Genomic DNA, 26,387 nt, shown 5'->3' on the forward strand with positions numbered 1-26,387 from the left:
TACTACGATGACATGCCTACGGCATTGTTATGAAAAAGCCCTGATAAGCTATAGAAGCAATGTCGTCGTAAGAAGCTGCTTTAATGTAGTAACTTCTTGCGAAATGTGGCGTTCCGCTAACCGTTGTAGTGTGTGCGCTATTCAACGGGTCCCTTATGTATTGCCTGCCTGAGTTTTATGATGTCGACAGACATTACCAGCTCGTCTTCTTATAGCCTATGGTTGCATAGTACAGAATAAAGCCGAATAGTGGAAGCAGTAATGCATAAGCCATTTTAGGACTAATCGCATCGGTCAGGTAACCGTGTAACAGTGGCAGTAACGCACCACCCGAAATACCCATAATCAAAAGTGCCGAGCCGATTTTGGTGAATTTTCCTAACCGGTTAAGCGCCAGTGGCCACATAGCTGGCCAGATCGGCGCAAGCCCAAAACCCAGCAATGCTACGCAAAGAACCGATGTGAAACCACTGGTTAATAAAGTTGCCGTTGTGAAAACCAGGCCGTAAATAGCCCCAAACCGAAGCGACGTTTGCTGAGAAATCACTCGTGGAATCAGTACAATACCCAACACATAGCCCGCCAGTAAGCCATAAAGCGTATAGGTCGTAAAATACTTAGCTTCTTCGTTATCGAAACCTAGGGCTTTACCATAATTGATAATGGTATCGCCTGCAATTACTTCAGCCCCTACATAGCAGAATAACGCCAGAACGCCCAGCACAAGGTTTGGGAACTGCCACACGCTGGTATGAGAGGTTGCATCGGCTGGCGAATCGTCCTGCTCTTCCGATACTTCGGGTAAACTCGAAAACCGAATCAGAATGGCCAGTACAACCAGAACGGCCGTCAGAATCAGATAGGGTGTTACCACTTTCTCTAAGGACGCAGCGCCCGAAACTGCATTTCCGCCTGCCAGTAGCAAACCTCCAAAAATGAATTGACTGAAAATACCGGCCATTTTATTGGCGACACCCATAAAGCTAATTCGTTGAGCTGCGCTTTCGCGGGGGCCAAGAATCGTTGCATAAGGATTCGAAGCTGTTTGCAGAACGGTTAACCCGATACCAATCAGGAACAAACCTACCAGAAATAACGGGTAGGATACTGCCTTAGCAGCGGGCACAAAAATCAGCGTGCCAACGGCCATTACCAGTAGCCCTAACGACATACCGTTCTTAAAACCCGTTTTTTTCAGCACTGCCGATGAGGGAATGGCCATAAGCGTGTAGGAAATAAAAAACGCAAAAGCCACCAGATTAGACCCAACTGTGCTGAGATTGAACGCCTGTTTGAAGAAGGCAATCAGCACACTGTTGACCCAGGTTACGAAACCAAAAATGAAAAACAACGCACCAATAATCAGAAGAGGGATGGTGTAATTCGGACGAACCTGCGGAGTTGTTGCGGTTGGTGTCATGATTAGCAGTCAGTAAGAAAGCGTTTGGGGAGTAGGTTTCTATATTTTAAAATTTTTTACAAATTAAGAATAGAAATTGGAATCTTCCGTCAACAACACCTTAAAATTCGTTGTTCAGCGCGAAAATGGGTTTGTTGGTTTTCCATTTGCCCCGCGTGAAGTCCGGAATTTCGACGGGCTTGCTGCCTCCGGCAATGCTCTCTTCCGACAAGGGGCTGATGGCACTCCAAACCGCAGCATCATACACATCGATGGGCGGGGCTACCTGGTTTTTGATCGATTCGATAAACGCCCGGATCACAAAGAAATCGATGCCGCCATGCCCGGCATTTTCGGCTGCCTGTGCGTGGCGTTTCCAGAGTGGGTGGTCGTATTTTTCCTGATACGGCGCAAACGACTCCCAACTGTGGGCTTTGGGACTGATGCCTTCCAAATAAATCATGTCGTTGTCGTCCATCCAGATGCCCTGCGTGCCCTGTGCCCGAAAGCCCAGCGAATAGGGGCGGGGCGAGTTGGTGTCGTGAATGATTACGATGTTCTCGCCGTTGGCGCACTCGACAACCGTTGTTACAATATCACCCAGTTTGAAATTGACTTTGGCATTGGGGTGGTTGGCACCGCCATGATCGACTACGTATTTATGGAGTCCGCGGGATTTGGTAGCCGTGGAGGTCAGGTGAGTAAATCGGTTTCCCCGGTTGATGTTGAGCCAGTGGGCTACGGGTCCCAGTCCGTGGGTAGGGTAGAGGTCGCCGTTTCGGTCGACGGAGTGCTGGGTGCGCCAGTGCGCTTCTGAATAGCCTTTTTTGCCAAATTCGACACCGCCACCGTAGGGCTGTTTCCCGTTGTTGAATTTCACCTCGCGCAGGTCGTGCTGGTAACCGCAGTGGGCGTAGGTCATTTCGCCGAACATACCCTGGCGGACCATGTTGAGGATGGCCATCACATCGCGTCGGTAGCATACATTTTCCAGAATCATGCAGGGCATTCCCGTTTTTTCGGATGTATCGACCAGATCCCAGGATTCCTGCAATTTTACTGTAGCCGATACTTCAACGCCCGCATATTTTCCGGCTTTCATGGTTGCCACGGCCATTGGTACATGCCATTCCCAGGGTGTCGCAATCACAACACCGTCAAGATCGTCGCGTTTGAGCATCTGCAAAAACGCTTCGTCGCCTTTTGAGTACGCTTCTGGCAGGGGTTTTCCTTTCTTTTTAAAAAGCTCGTTGGCGTGGGCAATGCTTTCAGGGTCGATGTCGCAAATGGCCGGAATCACCACATCGTCGCGGTATAAAGCCTGTTCTACGTGATTTCGACCCCGTAATCCAACGCCAATGAACCCTAGCCGGACTTTTGTTTCAACGGGTTTTGCATTGGTTAGAATGGCAGGAAAAACCGTGGCGGTAGCACCGGTAAGGGCAGCCGTACGAAGAAACTCGCGTCGGGAGGGCGTAAGGTCCATCTGGTAAACAGTTAATTTGGACTGGAAAGATAAGCATTCTTCCGTAACTCCCTCCCGACCGAAACACCTACCCTTAAAAATTCCACCAGACAGCTCTGGGGTACGAAGCTTTCAGCACAACCGGTTCGCCAATGCGTGGTGTTGTCACATCCAGTCCTTCATCATCGGCTTTTCTGATCAATCGCTGAATGGGTTCGTTCCAGGCATGATTAGCCAGCGAAAACTTGGCCCAGTGGACGGGTAATAGCGTTTTAGCCTTCAGGTCCTGCGTTGCCGTAACCACTTCTTCGGGAAACATATGAATGCTGGGCCAGTCTTCGCCATATTGTCCACATTCGAGAATGGCCAGATCGAACGGACCATACGTATCGCCAATTTCCTGAAAATGCTTGCCATAACCAGAGTCGCCACCCAAAAAGATGGTATACCCATGCAGGTTGAGTACGAAAGAAGTCCATAGCGTTTTGCCGCGTGCAAAGCTCCGGCCCGAAAAATGCCGGGCGGGCGTGGCGGTCAGTTTAATGGCGTCGGAAACAGTTTGCTTTTCCCACCAGTCGAATTCAACGATTTTATCGGCCGGAAAGCCCCAGCGTTCCAGATGGGCACCTACACCCAGTGCTGTATATACTTTTTTGACTTTCGGGGCCAGTTTCGAAACCGTCTCATAATCGAGATGATCGTAGTGGTCGTGCGAAATAACAAGCAGGTCGATGTTGGGCATATCGTCTACGCTATAGACATCCGAACCCGCAAACGATTTGCCGAAAAACGAAACGGGCGAAGCATGGCCACTGAAAACCGGATCGACCAATACGGTTGTCCCGTTTGATTTAATGAGATAGGACGAATGGCCGAACCAGACAATTGTTGGTTTATCGTCGGGAAGCGTTTTAAGGTTTGTTTTTACAGACGGAAGGGGTTGAGGAGGGATGTTGTACTTATCTTTCTTGAAATAATCGTTCATCACTTTCCAGTACGACGCCCCTTCGCGCATGACTGCCGTGGGTTCCAGATTTTCGAATACGCCATTTCGGTAGTGCGACGAACGCTGAATACGCGCTAACCGAACCGCCGTTGGATCGCTGCCAAAGGCGCTTTGCTGCATGAACAGCATGGTCGACCCAACCGCAACGGCTACTATAAGGGCAAATGTTATCATGGTGGTACGCAATCGTTTCATGCCATCTGAACGACCATCAAAAGTATACAGTTCCTTAAAAGGACGAGCGGAACAATACCGGGGTAGCAGGTGTTATGAAGGCGTAATGGCGCAAATTTGTTTAAGTTTTGTTGAGGTAATGTTGAACAAAATACAAAAACACGCCGTTACGAGACCGTATGAACACACTGAGGGGCGTATTGGCTACACGCTCCGACGTCTGCCTGTGTTGTACACAAACTTTGTAACGACAGGTTGATCGAACCCTTTTTTCGATTTGCTTTTTATGGAACTATCCAGGGCCAGCGCCCCACGGGTTGCCGTGTTTCGAAAGGAACATTTCAACGCGGCACATCGTCTGAACAATCCTAATTGGTCGGACGAGAAAAATGCACGTGTCTATGGTAAATGCAATAATCCAAATTACCACGGTCATAATTACGAGTTGGTTGTGCAGGTTGTAGGTTCTGTTGATCCTGAAACCGGCTATGTTATCGACATGAAACATCTGGGCGATCTGATCAGAGAGCACGTTACAGACCGTTTCGACCACAAGAATCTGAACCTCGATACCGAAGAGTTTGCTGATCTGAACCCTTCTGCCGAAAACATTGCAATCGTTATTTACAACATTTTACGTAATCAGCTAAGCGAGGGCTTAGATCTTAAAATTAGATTGTATGAAACTGAACGGAACTTCGTCGAGTACCCCGCTTAGTGGCTCGAATGGACATCACCACAACGGTAGCTACATAAATGGCCACGACCTGAATGGAGCCTATTCGTCAACAGCGGAAAGCGACGAGTTAGTGGATGAACTTGGCGATGCACATGGCGCTTCATCTATTGACACACCCATGCGTGCGGATGCTTTTGATCTGGACGATGATCTGAAAATTGACCTGATCGAGGAACATTTTCGGGAAATAATGAACATCCTGGGCCTCGACCTGGCCGACGACAGTCTGAAAGGGTCGCCACGGCGCGTTGCCAAGATGTATGTGAAAGAAATATTTCGGGGTCTCAATCCCGCCAATAAGCCCACATCGACATTATTCGACAATAAATTTCGGTATAATGAGATGCTGGTCGAGAAAGACATTACCGTTCAGACGTATTGTGAGCACCATTTTGTCCCCATTATTGGAAAAGCACACGTAGCTTACATTTCCAGCGGAAAGGTAATTGGCCTGTCGAAACTGAATCGGATTGTGGAATATTTCTGTAAACGTCCGCAGGTGCAGGAACGTCTGACGGTGCAGATTGCCAATGAATTGAAAACCGTTCTCGAAACCGACGATGTAGCGGTGATTATTGATGCCAAGCACCTTTGTGTATCAACACGGGGTGTCCATGATGTGAATTCATCGACCATTACGGCATCCTATGGCGGCAAGTTTGCGGAAGAGGCTACCAAACAGGAACTTCTGCGCTACATTGCTCAGCCAAGTGTGAGCATATAAATAACATTAGTCAACATAAACCCGAAGGCCCAAAACACACCGCATTGAGGTGTTTTGGGCCTTCGGGTTTATGTGCATAGTCCGTAACTTGCCCGAAATTTTCTGCTGACAGAGGGTAAGCAGGTTAGCGAAAATGCATTAGATTATTTTTTGTAATGCTGAGGAAGGAAGCATTACAAAAACGCTCTTGTAATAACTCCAGACTATTTATAGTTGAGTATACGCTCTTTGTGGTCTCTGTGGACAATTACACCATTGACAAATCACTATTTACGTTAAACGTTGCTATGCCGTCACTTATTTCTGTTGCTGAAAATGGCCTGATTCGGAAAGCAACCCCAAACGGTGGCCGGCCGGTTCTGCCAACGGATGTGGTTGTGTCGGATACCGTTTTTGACGCACTCCGGCAACTGGCTTTCGACGCAGAAGGGATTGACGGATTGTTAACATTTTTTGTGCAGAAAAGCATCGAATACATTCGGGTAAGCAAGTATGTTGGTTTGCTAACACTTCCGGACGGAACACAACTAGAGGTTTTGCCAAAAATCGGGAACGGCCCAGCCTCCCGGATCATGTTGCTTCGTATGCTACGATACCTGCACAATGGTCCGTTTCGAGCCGTATCGACGGCCAATACAACACCAACGGAATTGCCCCTCTGGGACGTCTTTGTAACGGCTTTTCTGGATGCGCTCGAAACGCTGGTGCGGCAGGGCGTTCAACGGTCCTATGTAGCGGTTGAGAACAACGAACGGTTCTGGAAAGGGAAATTTCAGGCAAACCGGCAACAACGGGAGAATGCCCAACACGCCGAACGCCTTGCCATTCAGTATGATGTACTGACAGCCAATGTGCCGCCAAACCGAATTTTGAAAACCACCTTGCTTTATCTGGGTCAGCAACAGCACAGTCTTTTAACTCGGCAGCGAATACGTCAACTTGACTGGGTGTTTGACGAAATTCCGGTTTCGGAATCGGTCAACGATGATTTATATGCCGTTAGGCGAAACAGCCGTCTATTTGTGCGCTACGAAACAGTATTGCGATGGGCCATAGCCTTGCTGGGTAAACGAGGCTATGGTGTAAAAGCCGGAAAAACGGCTGATTTGTCGCTGCTGTTTCCCATGGAGCAGGTTTTTGAAGACTATGTGGCGCAGGGAATCCGACGATTCTGGCCTAATGCCGGGTCCATAATGGTGCAGGAATCGTCGGCGCACCTGGTGAACGAACACATTGGAACGCCAAAATTTAAGCTCCGTCCCGACATTCTGATTCGGCAGGGCGAGCGAACGATTGTGCTGGATACCAAATGGAAAGAGCTGAATGGTCGTGATACAACAGGTAGTTATGGAATTGATCAGAGAGATCTGTATCAGCTTTATGCGTATGGGAAAAAATACGGTGCCCATGACCTGTTTCTGGTCTATCCGGCCAGCGAAACGTTTGGACAGCCATTGCCCGTTTTTGGTTATGATGCCGATACACGACTGCATGTAGTGCCGTTTGATGTAGCAGTGCCGCTAGCCAATGAAGTAGAAAAACTGGCCATTTACGCTTTGTCGTATCAATGATGTGCTTTCTTTGCGCTAGAAAACACGTTGCTCAACCTGAACACCGTAACCGCTTATGCCCCTCCTTCTTACCCTGATTGGTATTCTTACCCTTGTTCTTCTCGTCGCTTTTGTTCGTTTAGACACCTTTATTTCCTTCGTTCTGGTTTCGCTGGGGCTTGGGCTGGCCGCAGGCATGCCGGTGCAGGATGTTGGAAAATCCATTCAGACGGGCATTGGTAGCACCCTCGGTGATCTTGTTCTCATTATCGGATTTGGGGCTATGCTGGGCCGAATTGTGGCTGAAAGCGGTGCCGCCCGCCGGATTACCAATGTGCTGATTCGGCTGTTTGGCATCAAGAACATTCGCTGGGGGTTGGCTCTGGCCGGTTTTGTGGTAGGGATTCCGCTGTTCTACAATGCCGGTTTCATTATCGTTGTCCCCCTGATTTTTACAATTGCAGCTTCGTCGCGGTTGCCGTTACTGTCGGTTGCAGTACCGATGCTTTCGGCGTTATCGGTGGCGCATGGGTATCTGCCCCCGCATCCGTCGCCTTCGGCCGTGGCGGGTCAACTGAATGCAAATATTGGCCAAACCCTGCTCTATGGGTTAATTGTAGCAATTCCGGCCATTATCATTGCCGGTCCGGTTTTTGGCAAGACCCTGGTTAATATGAAAGTGACACCCGATAAAGACCTGTTCGATATTCGGGAGGTGCCCGATGAAGACTTGCCAGGAACGGGCATCAGTTTTTTTGTTGCGTTGCTGCCCGTATTGTTATTGACGCTGTTTGGCCCATTGAAGAATTCATTTCCTGAAGGATCACTGCTAAGAACAATTTTTACATTGCTGGCAGAGCCCTATATGGGTATGCTTTTGTCGGTTCTGGTTGCTATGTATTCGCTGGGTATCCGGCGGGGGCAGTCGATGAAGGTAATCACAAAAGACATGGAAGAAGCCGTAAAGGCGGTGGCTCCCATTTTACTGGTTATTGCCGGAGCCGGTGCGTTAAAGCAGATTTTCAGCGACAGCGGTACCAGCAAATACATTGGTAGTATACTGGCCGATGTGTCTATACCGCCCTTAGTGCTTGCCTGGGGCATTGCGGCTTTCATTCGTGTTTGTGTAGGCTCGGCTACGGTTGCTGGCCTTACAACCTCCGGTATCATCGCTCCGTTGATTCAAAGTCAGACCATCAAGCCCGAATTGATGGTGTTGGCCATTGGCTCGGGAAGTCTTATGTTTTCACACATCAACGACGGTGGCTTCTGGCTCTTCAAAGAATACTTCAACCTGACCATCGGAGAAACCATTCGAACCTGGTCGCTGATGGAAACAATTGTTTCGATTGTAGGGCTGCTTGGCGTGCTGGCGCTGAATCTGGTGGTGTAACATCTCCATATATATTTTTCTTGAAAACAGCCTCTATCGACAATCGCTGGGGCTGTTTTTTTATGCTTTGAAGGAAATGGCTGTTCAGAAGTAACATTTACGCGTATAAACCCATTTTCGCTCGATCTTTGTTATTCTTGTAATACATTATTTCATGAGCATTGAACAAGTAGTTGCCAAGGAAACTATTCGCTCATTCGCTCATTCACTCATTGAATATGAAACTTCTTAAAGTAGCAGCAGGTGTACTAAACCAAATCCCATTAGCGTGGGATCACAACAAACAAAACATCATCAATGCCATTGAAGAAGCCAGGCGGCAGAATGTTAGCCTGCTTTGTCTAACCGAACTTTGTATTTCGGGCTACGGCTGCGAGGATGCGTTTTTTGCGCAAAATACTATCGATCAGTCGGTGGCGTCGTTGCTCGACATTGTTGAATACACCAACGATATTGCCGTTGCGGTGGGCCTGCCATTGCGGCATAACAACCGAACGTTCGATGTGGCTTGTCTGATTGCCAACAAGCGCATTCAGGGCTTTGTGGCCAAGCAATTTATGGCCAACAATGGCGTCCACTACGAAACCCGCTGGTTTCAGCCCTGGCCTGCTTATGTTCGGGATGAAATCAAAATCGGTGATTTCATGTACCCGTTTGGCGATATTGTCTTCGACCTGTCGGGGATTCGGATCGGTTTCGAAATTTGCGAAGACGCCTGGGTTGCCAGCCGACCCGGCCGTATTTTGTATGAACGGGGAGTCGATCTTATCCTCAATCCAACGGCCAGTCACTTCGCGTTTCTGAAGTCGCAGGTGCGTGAGCGGTTTGTAGTCGATGCGTCGCGGTCGTTTGGTGTTAGTTATATCTATAGCAACATGCTGGGCAACGAAGCTGGTCGGATGATTTACGATGGCGACGCGATGGTTGCCTCAAACGGCGAATTGCTGGTGTCGGGGCCTCGGCTGAGCTACGAAGATTTTCTGATTGTTCCGGCCGTTGTCGATGTCGAGGCTACCCGTCTGAACCAGGCCCAAAACCGCGCTAACCTGGCGCTGGCGTATCCGAATCTGCGCGTAACAAGCCTGTTCGACTGGCCTGAGATTGCTCCCGTTATCCAGAAAGCCGAATTAGAAGGCTGGGAGCGGGGTGGCTATCTGAAAGAGGAAGAATTTGCACGGGCAGTGGCGCTTGGTCTGTTCGATTACCTCCGGAAGAGCCGATCGCAGGGATATGTGCTGTCGCTGAGTGGTGGTGCCGATTCGTCGGCTATTGCGGCTACGGTATTTCTGATGATCCGGATGGCTGTTCAGAATATCGGCCTGAAAGGCGTCAAGAAAAAACTGAGCTACATTAAGGCTATTCAGGATTGTCAGACCCCCGAAGAGATGGTCGGTAAACTGCTGACGGTGATGTATCAGGGGACCGAAAATTCATCGGACAATACATTCAATTCGGCTAAGGAACTGGCCGAAGACATTGGGGCCAAATTCCTGCATATCAATATCAACGGACTCGTTGAAACCTATCGCGGGTTGATTGAGGAGCAAATTGGCCGACAATTGTCGTGGGAGACAGACGATCTGGCGCTACAAAATATTCAGGCACGGGTGCGGGCTCCGAGCATCTGGATGCTGGCCAATCTCAACAACGCGCTATTGCTGAGTACGTCGAACCGTTCTGAAGCAGCCGTTGGCTATGCCACAATGGATGGCGATACGGCCGGTAGTATCAGTCCCATTACGGGTATCGATAAGCATTTTTTGCGGGGTTGGCTGCGCTGGCTAGAAACGGTTGGGCTCAACGTGAAAAACGAATGGACACCCGCCGACCGCACCGGCTCGACAACCGATCCGACCACATCCGATCAGTTGATCCGAATAAAGGGGCTTCATGCCGTCAACAACCTGCAACCTACGGCCGAACTACGGCCATTGGATAAGATGCAGACCGACGAAGATGACCTGATGCCCTACGATGTGCTGAATTCCATTGAAGAGTCGGCTATCCGGGATAAACAACCGCCCGTAGAGGTGCTGAAACTGGTGGAAGTTCGGTATGCCGGACGCTACGAACGCGACAGGTTGTTGATTTGGGTGGAGCGGTTTTTCCGGCTCTGGAGCCGCAACCAGTGGAAACGCGAGCGTTACGCCCCCTCATTCCACCTCGACGATCACAACCTCGATCCGCGTTCGTGGTGCCGTTTCCCTATTCTGTCGGGTGGTTTCGAGAAAGAACTGGCCGAGATGAGAGACTGGGCCACCGATCAGAAGCCTGGTAGCCGAAAAGGAAAAATTGGGTTTTAGAATGGAAAATGCACAGATCGGTTTCCGTAAGCTAGGGACCGATCTGTGCATTTAAAAACCATTACACTGCATCGACCCGGAATGATATCTGACAAATTACGCCGAAGGTGCTGATTTTACCATCTTTGACATGGGCTTTGATGTCTTTCACGTAAACAGAATCGATATTCCGAACGGATTTAGACACTTCGGCAACAGCATTATGTACGGCATCATCAATACTTGTTTCCGACGAGGCAATTACTTCAATTACTTTAACAATAGCCATTTGGTTGTTGGGTTTTAGTGATCGATTTGAAAGTATACACTTTCATTGTCTATGTCTTATTACGAGTTGTCGGAGCAGAAGTAACAAAAGCCGATAAAAGTTTTAGTAAAACATACGTAGGAGAAGCTGGCATCATCCGAAGTTTATTCCCGATTTTTGCGGCTTAACTTTTTACCGGTTGCCCACTTCTGAGACCTTATTTAGGCTGGCTCAGTGGACGGGAAACAGCTTATGAAATCCACGATGTCTGCCAGTTTCTTAGCTGGCCTTCTTTTTGCGGCTCTATGGGCGTCGGCTTCGGCAGCGACCAAGTTTGGTGTTCAATCAGTACATCCGCTCATTCTGGCCGAAGTGCGCTTTTTTATAGCTGGTAGTGGTATGCTTCTTTTTGCTTATGGCATTCAGCATACTAAAAACGCCTGGCCTACGGCTACGGAATTTCGCCAGTTAACTGTTTTTGCGCTGCTCAATACGACCATCTACCTGGGCGCTTTTGTGCTGGCGCTAAAACAGGTGTCGGCCGGAATTGGTAGTTTGTCGACGGCTACTAATCCGCTGTTTATAGCCATGCTTTCGGCGCTATGGCTACGCCGGATGCCGCGCTGGAATGAAACAGCCGGGTTGTTGCTGGGGCTATTGGGCGTCGGTATTGCTACCTATCCGTTGCTTCAGAATAGTTATGCCACAGTGGAGGGAATTCTTATTTTGTTGGGGGGGATGATATCGGTATCGGCTGCCACAGTCTATTATGCCCGAATTCAATGGCGGTTGCCTAATCTGGTCATTAATGGATGGCAGGTATTTCTGGGTGGATTGCTCTTGTTGCCCTTTACTATACTGGCTGCTTTTCTTGATCCGGCTGCGTTCCGCAACTCACAGTTCGATTTACGATTCTGGACATCGGTGTTCTGGCTTATTATACCCGTATCGGTGGCAGCGTTGCAATTGTGGTTTTACCTCGTTCGGCAAGACCCCATCCGGGCGTCGCTCTGGCTGTTCCTCTGCCCAATATTCGGCTTTGTTTATGCGTATATGCTTATCGACGAACCCATTACGTTGTTTACGGTTATCGGCACAACGCTGGTGATCGGTGGGTTGTGGCTAGGGAGAAAATAGCCTCTTTTGGGGGCTAGGGGGCTTTCACTACCGTCATTTCCACGCGACGGTTTAGCTTTCGGGTCGCTTCGGAGTTATTGCTGGCGATAGGGCGGGTAGGGCCGTAGCCACGAGTCGTAATGCGGTTTGGATCGATACCATTTTGTACCAGAAATTCCTTGATTACTTCGACCCGTTCTTTCGATAACTGCACGTTTTTGTCGAAATCGCCCTGATTGTCGGTATGGCCGGCCAGTTGGATTTCAACAGCAGGATGTTGCTGCATAAACTGTAAAAGCTGTTCCAGCGCCGGTTGCGCATCAGGTAGAAGTTCGGCCTTGCTCTGAACAAACTGCAGAGCTTTTAGCTGGGTTACCTTTCCCTTGGGTGCTACAACCAGCGGTGGGGTATAGCTAACCTTGGCATCAAGTGTTTTGGGCGGAATAACCCGTTGATTAGCCGCTGAAGCATTGCCAGCATCTGTCGCTTGTTGGGCAACCGGGCTAACCGTTGACGAAGCCACTGGAGCGGCTGTAGGTTCCGATTTAGGTGGTTGCTGAGCGGCTGCAACGGGCTTGCTTGCTGGTTTTGTACTAATGCGATCCAGTGCAATCATTGAGCCCGTAATTTTATTGGTATAAGTTGAGGTAGGCGCTAAATCTTTTTCATATGGCTCATAACCATCAGCAATGATCGACATATGGAAGCCTTCTTTCGACCGTAGAACAAGCGTATAAGTGCCATCGGCTCCAACCCGCTGTTTATCACTCGCAGTGCCACTCTGGTTCTTTACGGAGATTAGGGCCCCTACAACCGGATCGCGTGTTCCGGCATCGACGATGGTTCCTTCAAGTGTAAGAGAGACTGGGGCACTGCTGGTGGCTGACTGAGGTCTGGACTGCCCCCAGCTCATAACAAACGCCGATGAACCGAAGAACAGATGACTGACTAAAAGTATTGAATAGATTCGCTTCATTATGTAAAGCAACGAAAAACATACCTCAAAAGTACGCCCAAACCGTCAAAAACCAACCCAGTGGGCTAGTTTCGAAGAACAGATTTTAGGCGGTTTTTCGGTACCTGAAATGGGTTCAAATAATCGCAGTTAACTATCTGTTAATCAGTGTATTTTGGTAGTGAAATTGTGTTTGAAAAATGAACGTAAAAAACACTTTTTTCGTTAATGAAGTATGACACAGATAACCAACGTGACGATGCATTCTCCGAACGCTCAGGCACCTCTTGCTCCGAATTCAGGGGGCAGTTTGCCGCTCGATGACAATTGGCGTAAATCGATTCCGGCACAGGTGTTTCTGAATCATTTTTTTGCCATGGATTACCATATCCAGCACCAGCAGGACCTCTTCGATGTCGCTAAGTTTCCGATCTTTCAGCAGTTTCATGGCTCGGTTACTGATGCGAGTTATAAAGCACTGGAAAAATTATTGCTCAATAGCTGGAGTGCGGAATATGCGTTGCGTATTACACCGGTTGTCAATGATGAGCAATATCTGCAAAGCTCATTGCACTGGACCTTTCCGCAGGCCTATTATAGTGCGTTATTTAGTGCACGGGCTTTTCTGGCCGTGCAGGGAATCAACGTTAGCAATGAAGAGTTGATTCGGAAACGGATCGGAAATATGGTTGTGCGTGGCTATTATCCGGCTTCTATCGGATACTATGCGCTTGGGCCAATCAACAGCTATCGGATTCAACGATTGCCTATGGCAAAACGCTTTGCGGCAGCAGGTAAGAGCGACTTACTATTGCCATCGCGGGAGGGATCGGTGCAGGCTGAACTGTCGCAGTTTCTGAAAACTACGCGCGATCAGCGGATAAAAGCACTTCGTAATGCTATTCAGAATAACCCTAAAACGGCACTTCGTAGCTCGAAAACGGGTGAGATTTTACAGAAATTCAGTATTGAACAATACAAACAGTTAGCCAGGCAAATCGGCTATACAACTTACTTCGATATGTTGAGCCGCCTGCGAATCTCTTCAACCAATCGGGAGATCGAACGTTTTGTCGATTCAGAGATCGATGTGAAGCTTTTCCATCAGAGCCTGGTAAATATTGTGGCACATGTCAACTCAGTACATGAAGCTTATGTGGCCAAAGCACTTGGAATGGATGCATATCGGCAACTGGTTGCTAAACTGCCTTCGTATCTACAGGAAAGTTTCGTGCGCGACCGCATGAACTCCATTGTAGCGCCTATGATAGCAACTTCGTCTGAGCAGAAGGATCAGTTGCCAATGGCAGCGTAACCAGCATCTATATTGCTTAAGAACCGGCCAACTCAAAGAGTTGGCCGGTTCTTTTTCTTGGCAAAGTGATAATTTGTAGATTTTTGATTGATTGTATTATTCTTTAAAGAAGTATACAGGCTTTTATTAACGCGTTTTTAACATAAGCACCTGAATTACGCGCAATTAGCTTATATGGCTTCCTATCTCTCTATCGCTTATTGATAAAAACAATACGGCTGATACGTGATTCCTTCCGACCTTTGTATTCAGTTTAGATTTCGTATCGAATACAACCTGAATTTTTCTATGAAAAATCAAATTATTTCCGTTGGTTCTGAGTTTCCTGAATTCAAGAAACTGGCCGTTGTGTCGCTCGACAAAGACAAAGAATTTTATGAAATCTCGTCGGAAGACCACAAAAATGCTGGCCAATGGCTGGTGATGTTCTGGTGGCCAAAAGATTTCACGTTCGTTTGTCCAACCGAAATCGCTGAATTCAACAAGAAATTCGAAGATTTTCAGGATCGCGACACGATGGTGATTGGGGCGTCGACCGACAGCGAATTTGTGCACCTGGCATGGCGCAAAAACCACGATGATTTGCGTGGACTGAAATTTCCAATGCTGGCCGACACATCGAAATCGCTGGCCGAAGATCTGGGCATTCTGGAAGCTAACGAAAAAGTGGCTTACCGCGTAACTTATATTGTTGATCCACAGGGAATTATTCGTTGGGTTAGCGTAAACGACCTGTCGGTAGGCCGGAACGTAAACGAAGTGCTGCGTGTACTCGATGCACTGCAAACCGACGAGCTGTGTCCCTGCAACTGGCAAAAAGGCGAAGCTACGCTGACGGCCTAACTAATGAGCGAATGATTGAATTGTTGAATTCGGCATTCAACAGCTCAATCATTCAACAATTCAATCATTCACTATGACAACCACACAAAACGAAACGGTAGCGTCGCTACTGGCGCTGGTTGGGCTGGACGCATCGGGCGACCATCCAGGACTTGAGGCATTGGCTGTTACTGAACATCGCTACCTGCGCGATCTGAAAATCAATGTTGGGAATGTTCTGAATAGCAGTCAGACGCTGACTAAGAAAGAAACAACATTACTGGCACTTTCGGTAGCTGTTAATGAAAAATACCAGCCACTGATCGATTCATTGACCGCCATGGCGAAGCAGGAAGGTGCTTCGGATGCCGAAATTACGGAGACTACTGCCTGCACATCCTTGTTGAGCACCAATAATGTGTTTTACCGGTTCCGGCATTTTGTCAGTAAGGATTATTATCAGCAAACGCAGCCTGGTATTCGGATGAGTATCATGATGAATCCGGCATTGGGAAAAGAATTTTTCGAGCTGATGAGTCTGGCCGTGTCTGCTGTTAATGGGTGCGAACTTTGCGTTCGGTCGCACGAAGAGAGTGTACTAAAGCATGGTTCTACCGAAGCTCGTGTGTTCGATGCAGTTCGGCTGGCCGCCGTAATCAAAGGATTGATTACAGTGCTTTAAACGATTAATATGTATCACTCTGAAGCAAAAACCGCTCTGGCTGACCAGCCAGAGCGGTTTTTGCTTCAGACCGATTTAACCAGATCGGCCAGGGTTTCGATCCAGATGGGGCTATCGTTCAGGCTTTCGACCAACTGCCAGTGCTGCCCCCCCGAAGCTTCGAACAGTTCTTTGTATTCAACGCCCACTTCAATGGTCGTTTCCAGGCAATCGGCTACGAACGAGGGCGAGAATGCCAGTACGCTTTTAATACCTTTTGAGCCTAACTCGCGAATAACATCATCGGTATAGGGCTTAATCCAGGGCGTGCGACCCAACCGCGACTGGAAACAGGTTGTGTATTTACCTTCGGGAATGCCTAACTCGCGAACGAGCAGGCGCGTGGTGTCGAAACTCTGCGCCCGGTAGCAATGCTGATTCATGGCATGATACGAATCGCAGCACGAGCCAAACTGGCAGACTTTTCCGGTACTATCGCCTTTCGAAATCTGACGTTCGGGCAAACCGTGGTAGCTGAAAATAAAATGATCGTAATTGTAGGCCTGCATGTATTTACGCCCTAATTGCACAAAGCCTTCGATGAATTTAGGGTGATTGTGAAACCGGTTAACAAAACGAATTGCCGGAATTACCTGCCAGTTTTTCACAATGTCCATCACTTTTTCGTAGACAGAGCCGGTTGAGGCAGAGGCATATTGCGGAAAGAAAGGGATCACTACAATGTCGGCCAGCCCCAACTGTTGGAGTTCGTTGAGCCCGGCTTCGAGGCTGGGGCTTTGATAGCGCATTGCCAGTTTCACTATATAGGCGTCGCCTAGTTCTTTCTGAAGTTCCCGTTCAACAACATACCCATAATGTTTCAGGGGAGAGCCATTTTCAGTCCATAGTTCTTTATACACTTTGGCCGATTTAGGCGCGCGAAACGGAGCAATGATGCCATTGATGAGCAGAGTGCGCTGAAGAACGGGTATATCGATAACGCGGCCATCCATCAGAAATTCGCGCAGGTATTTGCGTACATCAGATACAGACGGACTGTCGGGGGTGCCGAGATTAACAATCAGAACGCCCGTTTTGCCGGGTGTTTTTACACGGGCAACGGGTGGTTGTAAAACAGGTGCTTCCATGCCAGGAAAACCACGATAGGTTGAGGTTAGTTTGCCACAAGGCTATAATTGGGCATTGGGCAATACATTGACTACTGCAAAATTAACCGATCGAAAAGAAAAAAGGTAAACGATCGTATAGGCGTTTACTTGGCTTGCGGGTATCGACTGAAATCGGTACGCGTAAAGTCGCTGAAAACTTCGCCGGGTAAGCCCGAAAATACCATGATGTCGGTAATGTCGCGGTCGCCCCGTTCGCCCGAAAGCAGAATGTCGCCATGCCGCTGATAATCGGCCCAGGGAAGTGTGAAGCGAGGTTGTTCATCGGTAAACTTTGTGTAGTGTGCCCATTGCGTTACCAGGTGCGATTGTTTATCGACCCAGACCTTGTATTTATTATCCGGGGTGTTGCCCACATTTTTGAACGTTAGCTGAATAACGTCGGCGGGTTTCCCATCTTTGGTTGCGTCGTCGCCAAGGTATTTGAGTGTAACTCCTGAATCTTTGAGTTTAAAGGGCATAAACAGCCAGTACGAATCGTTGATCCAGGCGCTTTTGCCCTGTTTTACGTACTTGGCTATCGAATCGGGTTCCGTTATTTCTTTTCCATTTCTGAATACCCGCCCCTGGTTGTTGTTAATGTTCAGAATAACCGTTTGGTCGTCGCGAAGATTATCGACCCGCACATCGCCCGACCATTTATCCCAGACGAGCTTACGAACGCCAAAGAAATTCCAGGCAATGATGTGTGTATTATCCCAGGCTTTGCGGCCACCCATTGCCTGCATCACCTGATCGGCCAGTTGAATGGCTTTAGGATCGGAGCCTGCCAGGTCGAACCCCTGTGCAGGCGGGTTTGCCGATTTTTTGGATTGAGCAAAGACCGGCGTTCCGCCAACAAAAACGACTAGTAGAAGTAGAGTGTATAGTTTCATGAGATGGAGAAAAGCTTTCTTAGACAAAAGTAGAACACAACGGTTATTGTTTGGTGCGATAAGATTTAGATTTGCATAAATTTTACTGATATACATTCGATAGATGGAAGACGGGGCTAATGGATAAAAGGTGGTTGATCGCAAAAATAAGCATATTGCCTTTGTCCAGTAGCTAATGCTCAATATCAGATCGTGTAACTACTCATGACGCTTTCTCAACTCGATTATATTGTTGCCGTTGATACATACCGGCATTTTGCAACGGCCGCCGAAAATTGCCATGTAACTCAGCCAACGCTCAGTATGCAGATCCAAAAGCTTGAAGATGAGCTGGGTATACTCGTTTTCGATCGCTCAAAACAACCTGTTGTTCCTACCGAAACAGGGCAAGCGGTACTGGCCCAGGCAAGAGAAGTTTTACGGGCTGCCCGGCGAATTCCCGAAATCGTTAACGAATCGAAAAATGATTTTCAGGGTGAATTAAAACTGGGAATTATTCCGACCCTGGCTCCGTATCTGTTACCCTATTTTATTGGCGAATTTGTGGGTAAATATCCTGCCGTATCGGTGCAGATTCAGGAGTTGGTTACAGAACAGATCATTGAGCGATTGCGCAATGGCCTCATCGATGTAGGATTGGTGGTAACGCCCTTAGCCGAAAATGGTATTACCGAAATTCCTCTGTTTCGGGAGCCATTTGTGGTTTATACGTCAAACTCGCATCCGCTTGCCAGGGTCGATCGGGTGAAACCAACGGACTTGCAAAGCACGGGTCTTTGGTTGCTGACAGAGGGGCATTGCTTCCGCAATCAGGTTGTAGACATTTGTGGTGCCGATCGGAAAAGCAATACCAATTCGACCCTGCGTTATGAAACCGGATCGCTCGAAACCCTCATCAAACTGGTTGACAAGCAGGATGGTTTCACGCTGTTACCATATCTGGCTACACTGGATATGGACGACATTCGCCGGGCTCGTCTGCGATCATTTAGTGAGCCCGACCCTGTGCGGGAGGTGAGTCTGGTGATGCACCGGAGTTTTTTGAAGCGAAAGCTGATCAATGCCTTAAAACAGGAGATACTACTTCACATACCTGCCGAACTAACAACGGCTAGTTCCGGAAAAGGGCGGGTTATACGAGTATCCCAATAACAAAACTTTATGCAAAAGGGTATATAGTTCTATAGGGCGAACCAACCGTTGCTTAAAAGAAAGGCTTATGGCCTATCAAGAGCTCATAAGTGGGTTTTATATTTGCCACCCGATTTGTTCGCTAGTACTACTAATCTTTTGCAGTATGTTTCGATGTTTATGTTGGCTCTTCCTGTTGTTTTTGTTAGTCAATCTTTCGTCCGCTGTTCGGGGGCAAACAATTTTGACCAATTCGCTCAGTGTTACGTCGGTCTGTCCGGGCTCTTCGCTGGAGGTTTTGTTTACAACGGATAGTCAGTATAATAGTGGGAATGTATTTACGGTAGAACTTTCGGATGGAACTGGTTTTAGCAAGCTGGAAACCGGAATGCCTCATGTGATCCAAACCAACCGGATTTCGGCTGTTTGGAGCGTGTTGGCCACTGTACCGGCCACTACGGCAGCCGGTACAAATTATCAGGTGCGGGTGTCGGCCAGTAATCCGTCTGTTGTGGGTATTCCCAGTTCAACTACCCTGACCGTTAAAGCAGTATCGCCCACACCAACCACATCGGCAGTAATCTACTGTCAGAATGCACAGGCGACTTCCTTATCGGCAACAACTGCGAACAGTGGTTCGCTGAACTGGTATTCGGCAGCTTCGGGTGGATTTGGTTCTGCTACAGCTCCTATACCGAACACCAGTATGGCTGGCAATCAGACTTTTTATGTGACGCAAACCGTAGGCGATAACTGCGAAAGTGATCGAGTGCCCCTTACGGTTACCATCAAAGAGTCGCCCGCTTCGCCAATAGTACAAGCCAATTCGATTGCTTACTGTCAGAATGCGCAAAGCACATCCCTGTCGGCAACGGGCCAAAATCTGAAATGGTATGAATCAGAAACGGGCGTAACCAGTTTGACCAGTATAACGCCCGTTACATCCGTTACAGGTACCCAAAACTACTACGTGAGTCAAACCGTTAATGGATGCGAAAGTCCACGCACAGTCATTGCCGTAACGGTAAAACCACTTCCGGCTGCACCAACCGTCGATTCGGTGGGGAGCGCCTATTGTCAAAACTCATCGGCTGCTCCCTTGACGGCGGCTGGTCAGAATCTGAACTGGTATTCGGTGCCGTTGGGAGGTACGTCGCTTGGCGGTAGTGTTACCCCCAAAACGGATTCAGTAGGCAGTTTTGTGTATTATGTTAGCCAGACTGTTGATGGTTGCCAAAGTTCGCGGAGTAGCGTTACCGTGTTGGTATCGGCTCAGCCCAGCAAACCAATAGCTACCAATACGTACAGTTTCTGCCAGAATGCCACGTCTGCTACCCTTACTGCCACTGGTACGGCTTTAACCTGGTACGATGCGTTGGGCAACCGGTTGAGCAATGCTCCGGTGCCTTCGACTGATCAACCTGGTACGGTTAGCTACTTTGTAACCCAGACAGTCAATAACTGCGAAAGTCAGCGTGCCGAAATTAGCGTTATTACAAAGGCGGCTCCCGATGCTCCAGGTACAACACCACTGACCGTATGCCAGAATACACCAGCTCAACTACTAACGGCCGATGGGCAGAATTTGCGGTGGTATATGGTTAGCACAGGTGGAACCAGCACAACCATTACGCCAATGGCCAGTACGAGTTTGACAGGCCAGACGAATTACTACGTTACCCAGACGGTTGATGGTTGCGAAAGTGCAAGGGCGTCGGTGCTGGTGACTGTAAAAATGCAGCCCAGTACGCCAGGAGTTACATCGACCACGCTCTGCCAGTTTACCGATGCTGAACCCATAATGGCAACAGGCCAGAATCTGAAATGGTATGCTGCTGATGGAACGGCACTATTGTCGGCCCCTACACCTGTCACCAATCAGGGCGATACACTGTTTTATCTGGTGAGTCAAACGGTAGATGGTTGTGAAAGTAATAAGGCATTGTTTTCGGTTACTATTCTGACAACGCCCGCGCCGACAGTGAGCGATCCAATCATTGAAATTTGCCTGGGGGCAACAGCGCAACCACTGGAAGCAGTGGGCCAGAACCTGAAATGGACAGATCCCAATGGAGTCGTTACCACCACCGCTCCGACTCCGCCAACGCTGAATGCCACCGTGAAACCTGATGGTGATGTTTACTACGTTACGCAGACGGGGACTAATGGTTGTGAAAGCCCGAAAGTAGCAATCCGCGTATTTGTACAAACGCCACCCACCATGTCTATTGCCGGAACAACAACGGTAAATCTGGGCATGGAAGTACCACTAAAACTGAGTTTTACCGGCGTAGGGCCTTATCGCTACAAACTGTCGAACGGATTGAGCGGAACCAGTATTAAAGACACCACTATTTTGGTGATACCAGAGCGTACAACTACCTATCAGGTGCTGGAGGTGGCTAACAAATGCGGAGTTGGATTACCGGGCAATGGCGCTACGGCAACCATAACCGTAACTGTTCCCGTCATTCAAACTCTGGGCCTGACAAGTACCACTGTATGCGCAGGAACTACGCTGTCGGCCCGGTTTCTGACAGCGGGGGCGTTTAATTCTGGTAGTGTATTTAAATTACAGATTGCGCCGGTTAGTGCCGATACGTCCACCGCAATTTTTCAGGATGTGGTGAGCAGTCAGACCGAAAATGGACAGATCACGGGTGCCCTTTCCAATACGCTGGCGGGCGGAACATACTGGGTGCGGGTAAGTGCAACAAACCCGAAAATTCCTGTATATGGAAATATCAGTCCCACCCAGCTAATGGTTCGCCCGCTGGCAACGGCAACGCTAACCGGTAATCAGAACCTGTATGAAGGGCAGCCTGCCAGCCTAACGGTCGCATTTACGGGCGATGGGCCCTGGAAATTTTCCTACCGCGATAGCACAACAACACTCGGAACAATAAAAACGGTTATTGCCAGCACAAACCCGTATGTGTTCGAAACCCGTCCTGGCCAGACAACAGCCTATTATTTAACCAGTGTAAGTAACGATTGTGGCGTAGGGCCGAAAGTGAGTGGCGTGGCAGTTGTGAGTGTCCTGAATCCATTAGGAATCGAAGACCAGTCGCTGGTCGACGCGCTTGAGATTTATCCCGTTCCTGCCACTACAACCCTTACAATTCGGATCAACGGCCTTAGTGCCAGTCAGCCTGCTTTGCTGGAATTGACAGACCTGTCGGGGCGGACCTCAATCCGGCAGGAGACTCGCCAGGCTACTTCGATCTTAACGCTGGATCAGCATCCGGCTGGTACCTATATTTTACGAATACGAGTTGGCGACCGAACGGCTTCCAAACGAATTGTGAAGCTATAACTAATCGGTTTATTGGAACAACCAAAAACATCATGGCTTGCTGCTCTGGCGTTTTTGGTTGTTCCGATGGGTACGTTCCAACTCCTGATAAGCTTTGCTAAATGGTTTTCCAGCCAGAATGGCATTGGCCAGGGCCGGAACACCCGGTTGCTCCACCAGAGAAAGCCAGCGGGCTACTTCTTCGGCCGCCGTCTGATAGGCCCGCATCACGTGTTCAGAACCTCCGCCAAAAAAGTCGCGGGTTGTTTCCAGATCCTTAAGTTTGATCATTACAGGATTTCGGTAGACAGGGGCTTGGCGTTCAAACAGAGGATCTTCGGTCTGTATGCTATCCGGATGTTCCCAAACAGATGGACTACTGAATCGATAATCGACCATTAGGGCCAGCCCTTCGTTAAACCACTGCGGAATCTGCCGTTTGACACGCCACCAGCCAAGTCGGGCAAAGAGTTCGTCGTGGCACAATTCATGGGCAATTACATCCGTATTGTTACCGTCTGGACCCAGAACCAGATACGAATCGCCCCAGGGCAAACCGAGACTACAACCGGCTCCTTCGCCACCAATGCAATACTGTTCATAATCGGATTGCGAGGGGCAGTAAATAAGAATAGCTTTTCCTTTCTGGCCACTCCAGAACCGTCGAATACGGTCGCGGGCGGTCAGAACATGCTGCCGGAGCACTATTTCCTGTTTGGGCGTAGTTTTACGGCTGACATACACTCCCTGAGTATGACTAAGCGATCGAAAAGCTGCCGATTGGCTTATGCGCATACACCGAATCAATTGCGGGTATAACAATAAAAAACCAATCGGCAGGGCAATCAGTGGAGGGAGCACATACCGGAGAAACACGTTTCCACGCATGAAAAATAAAAAATTGGCCCGGCTTATGGGCTACTACACGAAGTAAGGAGGATGGTGCCACTTTTCCTAAAACAGCTCAGTCAATGATTCGAACCAGGTTGGATGAGATCCGGCTGGAAAACAGCTTCGGGCTTGGGTCGATTACGGCAAACCAGCTCGTAGTCGGCTGGATTTATGCATTGAGTCGCTTTCCGATAGGTCGAGCTAAGTCCTGGCCAGATTGTGGTATTTCGTCCTTTTGAGTCGAGGTAATAGCTCTGACAGCCCGATGCCCAGACCGTGTTCTGCATTTTTTGCTGAATCTGGCTATTGTATTGTTGCTGGACCTCCGGTTTAACATCCAGATAAGCGTCTGCTGGTTTTTTTTCGAGCAAATCCAGGTAGCTGAGTGCATAGTTCACCTGCGATTCGATCATGTGAAGAATTGAGTTATGACCCAGCCCGGTATTGGGTCCTACCATGAAGAGCATATTCGGATACCCCGACATGGCTATGCCGTAATAGGCTTCTGCACCTTTGGTTAACCAGTGCTCGAAGAGATTCTGACCGTAACGTCCGGTAATGTTCAGGTTTGCGATGGCACCGCCTACAACAAACCCCGTCCCGAAAATAATCGCATCCACGGAATGTTCGTGCCCGTCTGCATCGATAATCGAATTGGCTGTTACCTCCGTAATGCCCGCCGTTATTAGGTCAACGTTATTGCGGTTGAGCGCAGGGTAGTAATCATCGGAGATCAAAACCCGCTTGCAGCCCAGTTTGTAGGTTGGCGTTACTTTCTGCCGTAGTTCAGGATCTTTAATGGATTGATTCAGGTGCTTCAGCGCTCGTTTTGTGCCGATTTTATTGAACCCCTCGTTGCCCAGAAAAGCCATTCCCTGGAGTTCATTGTACCAGTAAATCAGCGATCGGTAGGCTTTTTGAGCGATCGGGAGTTTCCTGAAAAGATGTTGTTCTACTGCCGATATGGCCCGGTCGCGCCGGGGCGATACATACGGAGCCGTTCGTTGAAAAATAGTCAGCTGTTTAACGAGCGGAGCAATTTTAGGGATAAACTGAATGGCACTTGCTCCCGTACCCACCACAGCGACCCGTTTGCCGGTCAACTCATAGTGAGTGTTCCAGTTGGATGAATGAAAGGTTGTTCCGGCAAATGTTTGCAAGCCTGGCAGTTTCGGAATACTCGGATAATTGAGCGGCCCAACGGCCAGAATTACAGTTCGGGCCGTTGTCTGATTACCCGTTCGGTCGGTAAGGTGCCAATGAGCATCTGAAAATACCACCCTAACAATGTCGGTATTATAGCGAATATGCGCGTTCAGGTCGTACTGGTCGACAATCTGATTGGTATAAGCCAGAATTTCGGGCTGGGTCGAATACATTCGTGACCAGTTCGGGTTCATGGCAAACGAGAGCGAATACAAATGGGATGGTATATCGCAGGCACAACCAGGATAACTATTCTGGCGCCAGGTTCCGCCAACCTGATTGGCTCGTTCAAAAATCACAAACGACGTTTGGGTACGTTTTTTTAGCCGGGCAGCCGCAGTGAGTCCGGCAAACCCCGCACCAATAATAGCTACATCAAAAGCAGCTTTCATAGATTTTGTTGAGAGAAAGAGTTGCAGACTATAGCTGCTAATTACACGTGAATTTCCTGTTTACGGATCATATCGGCTACCAGACGTCCGGTTTGCATAGCCGCGTTCAGCGATGGATAGGCGGTTTGATCACCACATTGATAGAGGTTTTCGGATAGTTTCAGTAGTTCATGAATTGCATCTGTACCGGCGCGGTCGGGTGGATAAGCCGGTAGCGCATGTGGAATGTGATAGGTGTGCAGGTGTCGCCAGTGGTTTACGTCGTCGCCAAACCAACTGGTTAATTCCTGCTTTATTTGTTCCGTTAAAGCCGTTGCATTTACGGTTTCGAGGCCCTGCGTGCTAACCGATACCAGGGTTTGTCCGGCAGGAGCATAGTTAGGTGCTACATCGCTCAGAATAGCCACATTATGAACGGCCGTAGAACGGGTAGCGTTCAGCAACAGCAGTTTTTGCCGGGCCACATCGGGTAAGGGAGTAGAGCTGGCAAAATACGTGCAGGTTGTATGGTTAAAGGCGTGTTCGGCAGGAGCCTGACGTCCCAGCAAAACAGCCGCCTGAGCAGCATCGACGGCCAGAACAATGGTGTTGGCGATGAGCGATTGGCCATTGGTGAGGTAAACGGTTTTTCCATCTAGCCGGGCAACGGCGCTGTGGAGCCGAATCTGATCGGGCGAGAGCCGACTGGCCAGTTGATCGGCAATGGCACCTATACCGTTTGCGGGTAGTGCAGCCTGTCCCGTAAAAAATAATCGAAAGCAAAATTCGAAGAAGTTGCTGGAGGTTGTGAGGCCATCTTCCAGAAAAACACCGCCAAAAAAGGGCCGGAAAAACCGCTCAATAATTTGATCTGAAAAACCGAAATCGCGCAGAAAAGCCAGCGTAGTGGTTGGCGATTGCTGAAACAGTTCGTCGAGGCTAAGTCCCTGTGTGCGTCGGATGAGTTCAACGATGCGGAGCTTGTCGCCAACTGTCCCTACCGATGACGCAAGCGCCTGAAAAGTTGATAACGGTTCCTGAAACGGATTGAGAAGGCTAAGCCAGTTGTTCTGATGACGAACCATGGCTCCAGCCCGAAAATGGTTAAGATTAAGATCCGCATAGTTTAGTAAACGCTGTGCTTCGGGGTAAGCCGTCAAAAGAATCTGAAACCCCCGGTCGAGCCGGAAGCCATCGACGTGATCGGTGCGAACACGCCCGCCTACCCCATCTGATGCTTCAAGAATAAGCGCCCGGATGCCTGCCTGTTTGAGGTAATTAGCACAGGTCAAGCCAGCAATCCCTCCGCCAACAATGATAACGGACGTTTCCAGGTCAGCCGTATTGACCTCGGCTGCGGATGGCTTAACACGAGGCTGGTTGGCGGATAAAGCAGACGAATTCGTTGGCATATTAGACAGGTTTTAAAGTGCCGAATAAATGCCAAAATTAGACTATCCTGCAACCTATACCGCGTAGTAGGCACGATTTGTCTAGTATTTTTTTTAGAACTATTGTATAATTTAAAGATAATAAAAAAATAATATATTGATAATCAGGAG

21 protein-coding genes are annotated in these 26,387 nt (G+C 48.8%); 11 read left to right on the forward strand and 10 right to left on the reverse strand.

Translation table 11 applies throughout. From position 1 onward, the window contains the following. Positions 1-193 precede the first annotated feature (193 nt). The 3 genes from WBJ53_RS13400 to WBJ53_RS13410 all read right to left on the reverse strand — a co-directional run bounded on the left by WBJ53_RS13400 (position 194) and on the right by WBJ53_RS13410 (position 4,044). Positions 194-1,420 (reverse strand): sugar MFS transporter, encoded by a 1,227-nt coding sequence (locus WBJ53_RS13400; protein WP_338876643.1) that lies wholly within the window; start codon positions 1,418-1,420, stop codon positions 194-196. 100 nt (positions 1,421-1,520) lie between these two features. Beyond that, complete coding sequence (locus WBJ53_RS13405; protein ID WP_338876644.1) at positions 1,521-2,885, reverse strand: Gfo/Idh/MocA family oxidoreductase; 1,365 nt, start codon at positions 2,883-2,885, stop codon at positions 1,521-1,523. Positions 2,886-2,958: 73 nt separating this feature from the next. Further along, positions 2,959-4,044: an MBL fold metallo-hydrolase gene (locus WBJ53_RS13410; protein WP_338876645.1), complete on the reverse strand. Its 1,086-nt coding sequence runs from the start codon at positions 4,042-4,044 to the stop codon at positions 2,959-2,961. 286 nt (positions 4,045-4,330) lie between these two features. Between WBJ53_RS13410 and WBJ53_RS13415 the strand changes: the two genes are divergently transcribed. The 5 genes from WBJ53_RS13415 (at position 4,331) to nadE (ending at position 10,753) form a co-directional block, all read left to right on the forward strand. After that, positions 4,331-4,762, forward strand: a complete 432-nt coding sequence (locus tag WBJ53_RS13415) for a 6-carboxytetrahydropterin synthase (protein WP_338876646.1) — start codon at positions 4,331-4,333, stop codon at positions 4,760-4,762. Further along, the gene (folE, locus tag WBJ53_RS13420) at positions 4,725-5,507 is read left to right on the forward strand and encodes a GTP cyclohydrolase I FolE (protein WP_338876647.1); all 783 of its coding nucleotides are present in this window, start codon (positions 4,725-4,727) and stop codon (positions 5,505-5,507) included. The genes WBJ53_RS13415 and folE overlap by 38 nt, the downstream gene beginning before the upstream one ends. 287 nt (positions 5,508-5,794) lie before the next feature. Beyond that, positions 5,795-7,078 (forward strand): McrC family protein, encoded by a 1,284-nt coding sequence (locus WBJ53_RS13425; RefSeq protein WP_338876648.1) that lies wholly within the window; start codon positions 5,795-5,797, stop codon positions 7,076-7,078. A 55-nt stretch (positions 7,079-7,133) separates the two neighbouring features. Further along, positions 7,134-8,450, forward strand: coding sequence for a gluconate:H+ symporter (locus WBJ53_RS13430; protein WP_338876649.1), 1,317 nt, complete (start codon positions 7,134-7,136; stop codon positions 8,448-8,450). Between the two features lie 218 nt (positions 8,451-8,668). After that, positions 8,669-10,753: an NAD(+) synthase gene (nadE, locus tag WBJ53_RS13435; protein WP_338876650.1), complete on the forward strand. Its 2,085-nt coding sequence runs from the start codon at positions 8,669-8,671 to the stop codon at positions 10,751-10,753. Between the two features lie 61 nt (positions 10,754-10,814). On the opposite strand, the gene WBJ53_RS13440 is transcribed toward nadE, so the two are convergent. Next, entirely contained in the window at positions 10,815-11,021 is a 207-nt protein-coding gene (locus tag WBJ53_RS13440) for a dodecin family protein (RefSeq protein WP_338876651.1), read from the reverse strand. A 231-nt stretch (positions 11,022-11,252) separates the two neighbouring features. Between WBJ53_RS13440 and WBJ53_RS13445 the strand changes: the two genes are divergently transcribed. After that, on the forward strand, positions 11,253-12,137 hold the full coding sequence (locus WBJ53_RS13445; RefSeq protein ID WP_338876652.1) for an EamA family transporter: 885 nt from the start codon (positions 11,253-11,255) through the stop codon (positions 12,135-12,137). A gap of 13 nt (positions 12,138-12,150) precedes the next feature. Here the strand turns inward: WBJ53_RS13445 and WBJ53_RS13450 are convergent, their stop codons facing one another. Then, positions 12,151-13,092 carry an OmpA family protein gene (locus WBJ53_RS13450; RefSeq protein ID WP_338876653.1) on the reverse strand — a complete coding sequence of 314 codons (942 nt, stop codon included), beginning with the start codon at positions 13,090-13,092 and terminating at the stop codon, positions 12,151-12,153. A gap of 214 nt (positions 13,093-13,306) precedes the next feature. Here WBJ53_RS13450 and WBJ53_RS13455 point away from each other — a divergent pair, with 214 nt between their 5' ends. The 3 genes from WBJ53_RS13455 (at position 13,307) to WBJ53_RS13465 (ending at position 15,890) form a co-directional block, all read left to right on the forward strand. After that, positions 13,307-14,386: a hypothetical protein gene (locus WBJ53_RS13455; protein ID WP_338876654.1), complete on the forward strand. Its 1,080-nt coding sequence runs from the start codon at positions 13,307-13,309 to the stop codon at positions 14,384-14,386. 288 nt (positions 14,387-14,674) lie between these two features. Then, on the forward strand, positions 14,675-15,229 hold the full coding sequence (locus WBJ53_RS13460) for a peroxiredoxin (protein WP_338876655.1): 555 nt from the start codon (positions 14,675-14,677) through the stop codon (positions 15,227-15,229). A gap of 73 nt (positions 15,230-15,302) precedes the next feature. Then, a complete protein-coding gene (locus tag WBJ53_RS13465; protein WP_338876656.1) occupies positions 15,303-15,890 on the forward strand; it encodes a carboxymuconolactone decarboxylase family protein in 588 nt (195 codons plus the stop codon). Positions 15,891-15,955: 65 nt separating this feature from the next. Here the strand turns inward: WBJ53_RS13465 and hemH are convergent, their stop codons facing one another. Together hemH and WBJ53_RS13475 are read right to left on the reverse strand one after the other, a co-directional pair. Beyond that, complete coding sequence (gene hemH / locus WBJ53_RS13470) at positions 15,956-17,017, reverse strand: ferrochelatase (protein ID WP_338876657.1); 1,062 nt, start codon at positions 17,015-17,017, stop codon at positions 15,956-15,958. 125 nt (positions 17,018-17,142) lie between these two features. Then, positions 17,143-17,931, reverse strand: coding sequence for a hypothetical protein (locus tag WBJ53_RS13475; RefSeq protein WP_338876658.1), 789 nt, complete (start codon positions 17,929-17,931; stop codon positions 17,143-17,145). A gap of 204 nt (positions 17,932-18,135) precedes the next feature. Between WBJ53_RS13475 and WBJ53_RS13480 the strand changes: the two genes are divergently transcribed. Then, a complete protein-coding gene (locus WBJ53_RS13480; RefSeq protein ID WP_338876659.1) occupies positions 18,136-19,083 on the forward strand; it encodes a LysR substrate-binding domain-containing protein in 948 nt (315 codons plus the stop codon). Positions 19,084-19,228: 145 nt separating this feature from the next. Next, positions 19,229-22,378: a T9SS type A sorting domain-containing protein gene (locus WBJ53_RS13485; RefSeq protein ID WP_338876660.1), complete on the forward strand. Its 3,150-nt coding sequence runs from the start codon at positions 19,229-19,231 to the stop codon at positions 22,376-22,378. A 30-nt stretch (positions 22,379-22,408) separates the two neighbouring features. Here the strand turns inward: WBJ53_RS13485 and WBJ53_RS13490 are convergent, their stop codons facing one another. The 3 genes from WBJ53_RS13490 to WBJ53_RS13500 form a co-directional block, all read right to left on the reverse strand. Continuing rightward, positions 22,409-23,245: a hypothetical protein gene (locus tag WBJ53_RS13490; protein WP_338876661.1), complete on the reverse strand. Its 837-nt coding sequence runs from the start codon at positions 23,243-23,245 to the stop codon at positions 22,409-22,411. An 80-nt stretch (positions 23,246-23,325) separates the two neighbouring features. Then, entirely contained in the window at positions 23,326-24,846 is a 1,521-nt protein-coding gene (locus tag WBJ53_RS13495; RefSeq protein ID WP_338876662.1) for an NAD(P)/FAD-dependent oxidoreductase, read from the reverse strand. Between the two features lie 41 nt (positions 24,847-24,887). Then, positions 24,888-26,237: an FAD-dependent oxidoreductase gene (locus tag WBJ53_RS13500; protein WP_338876663.1), complete on the reverse strand. Its 1,350-nt coding sequence runs from the start codon at positions 26,235-26,237 to the stop codon at positions 24,888-24,890. Between the last annotated feature and the right edge of the window lie 150 nt (positions 26,238-26,387).

The organism is Spirosoma sp. SC4-14, from assembly GCF_037201965.1.
Taxonomy (GTDB): Bacteria; Bacteroidota; Bacteroidia; order Cytophagales; family Spirosomataceae; genus Spirosoma.

Coding starts and splice junctions, on each gene's coding strand:
- WBJ53_RS13495 (WP_338876662.1), bottom strand. CDS start 24,846: ATGAAAGCTGCTTTTGATGTAGCTATTATTGGTGCGGGGTTTGCCGGA.
- WBJ53_RS13440 (WP_338876651.1), bottom strand. CDS start 11,021: ATGGCTATTGTTAAAGTAATTGAAGTAATTGCCTCGTCGGAAACAAGT.
- WBJ53_RS13425 (WP_338876648.1), top strand. CDS start 5,795: ATGCCGTCACTTATTTCTGTTGCTGAAAATGGCCTGATTCGGAAAGCA.
- WBJ53_RS13465 (WP_338876656.1), top strand. CDS start 15,303: ATGACAACCACACAAAACGAAACGGTAGCGTCGCTACTGGCGCTGGTT.
- WBJ53_RS13430 (WP_338876649.1), top strand. CDS start 7,134: ATGCCCCTCCTTCTTACCCTGATTGGTATTCTTACCCTTGTTCTTCTC.
- WBJ53_RS13490 (WP_338876661.1), bottom strand. CDS start 23,245: ATGCGTGGAAACGTGTTTCTCCGGTATGTGCTCCCTCCACTGATTGCC.
- nadE (WP_338876650.1), top strand. CDS start 8,669: ATGAAACTTCTTAAAGTAGCAGCAGGTGTACTAAACCAAATCCCATTA.
- WBJ53_RS13460 (WP_338876655.1), top strand. CDS start 14,675: ATGAAAAATCAAATTATTTCCGTTGGTTCTGAGTTTCCTGAATTCAAG.
- hemH (WP_338876657.1), bottom strand. CDS start 17,017: ATGGAAGCACCTGTTTTACAACCACCCGTTGCCCGTGTAAAAACACCC.
- WBJ53_RS13480 (WP_338876659.1), top strand. CDS start 18,136: ATGACGCTTTCTCAACTCGATTATATTGTTGCCGTTGATACATACCGG.
- WBJ53_RS13475 (WP_338876658.1), bottom strand. CDS start 17,931: ATGAAACTATACACTCTACTTCTACTAGTCGTTTTTGTTGGCGGAACG.
- WBJ53_RS13400 (WP_338876643.1), bottom strand. CDS start 1,420: ATGACACCAACCGCAACAACTCCGCAGGTTCGTCCGAATTACACCATC.
- WBJ53_RS13445 (WP_338876652.1), top strand. CDS start 11,253: ATGAAATCCACGATGTCTGCCAGTTTCTTAGCTGGCCTTCTTTTTGCG.
- WBJ53_RS13500 (WP_338876663.1), bottom strand. CDS start 26,237: ATGCCAACGAATTCGTCTGCTTTATCCGCCAACCAGCCTCGTGTTAAG.
- WBJ53_RS13405 (WP_338876644.1), bottom strand. CDS start 2,885: ATGGACCTTACGCCCTCCCGACGCGAGTTTCTTCGTACGGCTGCCCTT.
- WBJ53_RS13410 (WP_338876645.1), bottom strand. CDS start 4,044: ATGATAACATTTGCCCTTATAGTAGCCGTTGCGGTTGGGTCGACCATG.
- WBJ53_RS13450 (WP_338876653.1), bottom strand. CDS start 13,092: ATGAAGCGAATCTATTCAATACTTTTAGTCAGTCATCTGTTCTTCGGT.
- WBJ53_RS13455 (WP_338876654.1), top strand. CDS start 13,307: ATGACACAGATAACCAACGTGACGATGCATTCTCCGAACGCTCAGGCA.
- WBJ53_RS13415 (WP_338876646.1), top strand. CDS start 4,331: ATGGAACTATCCAGGGCCAGCGCCCCACGGGTTGCCGTGTTTCGAAAG.
- WBJ53_RS13485 (WP_338876660.1), top strand. CDS start 19,229: ATGTTTCGATGTTTATGTTGGCTCTTCCTGTTGTTTTTGTTAGTCAAT.
- folE (WP_338876647.1), top strand. CDS start 4,725: ATGAAACTGAACGGAACTTCGTCGAGTACCCCGCTTAGTGGCTCGAAT.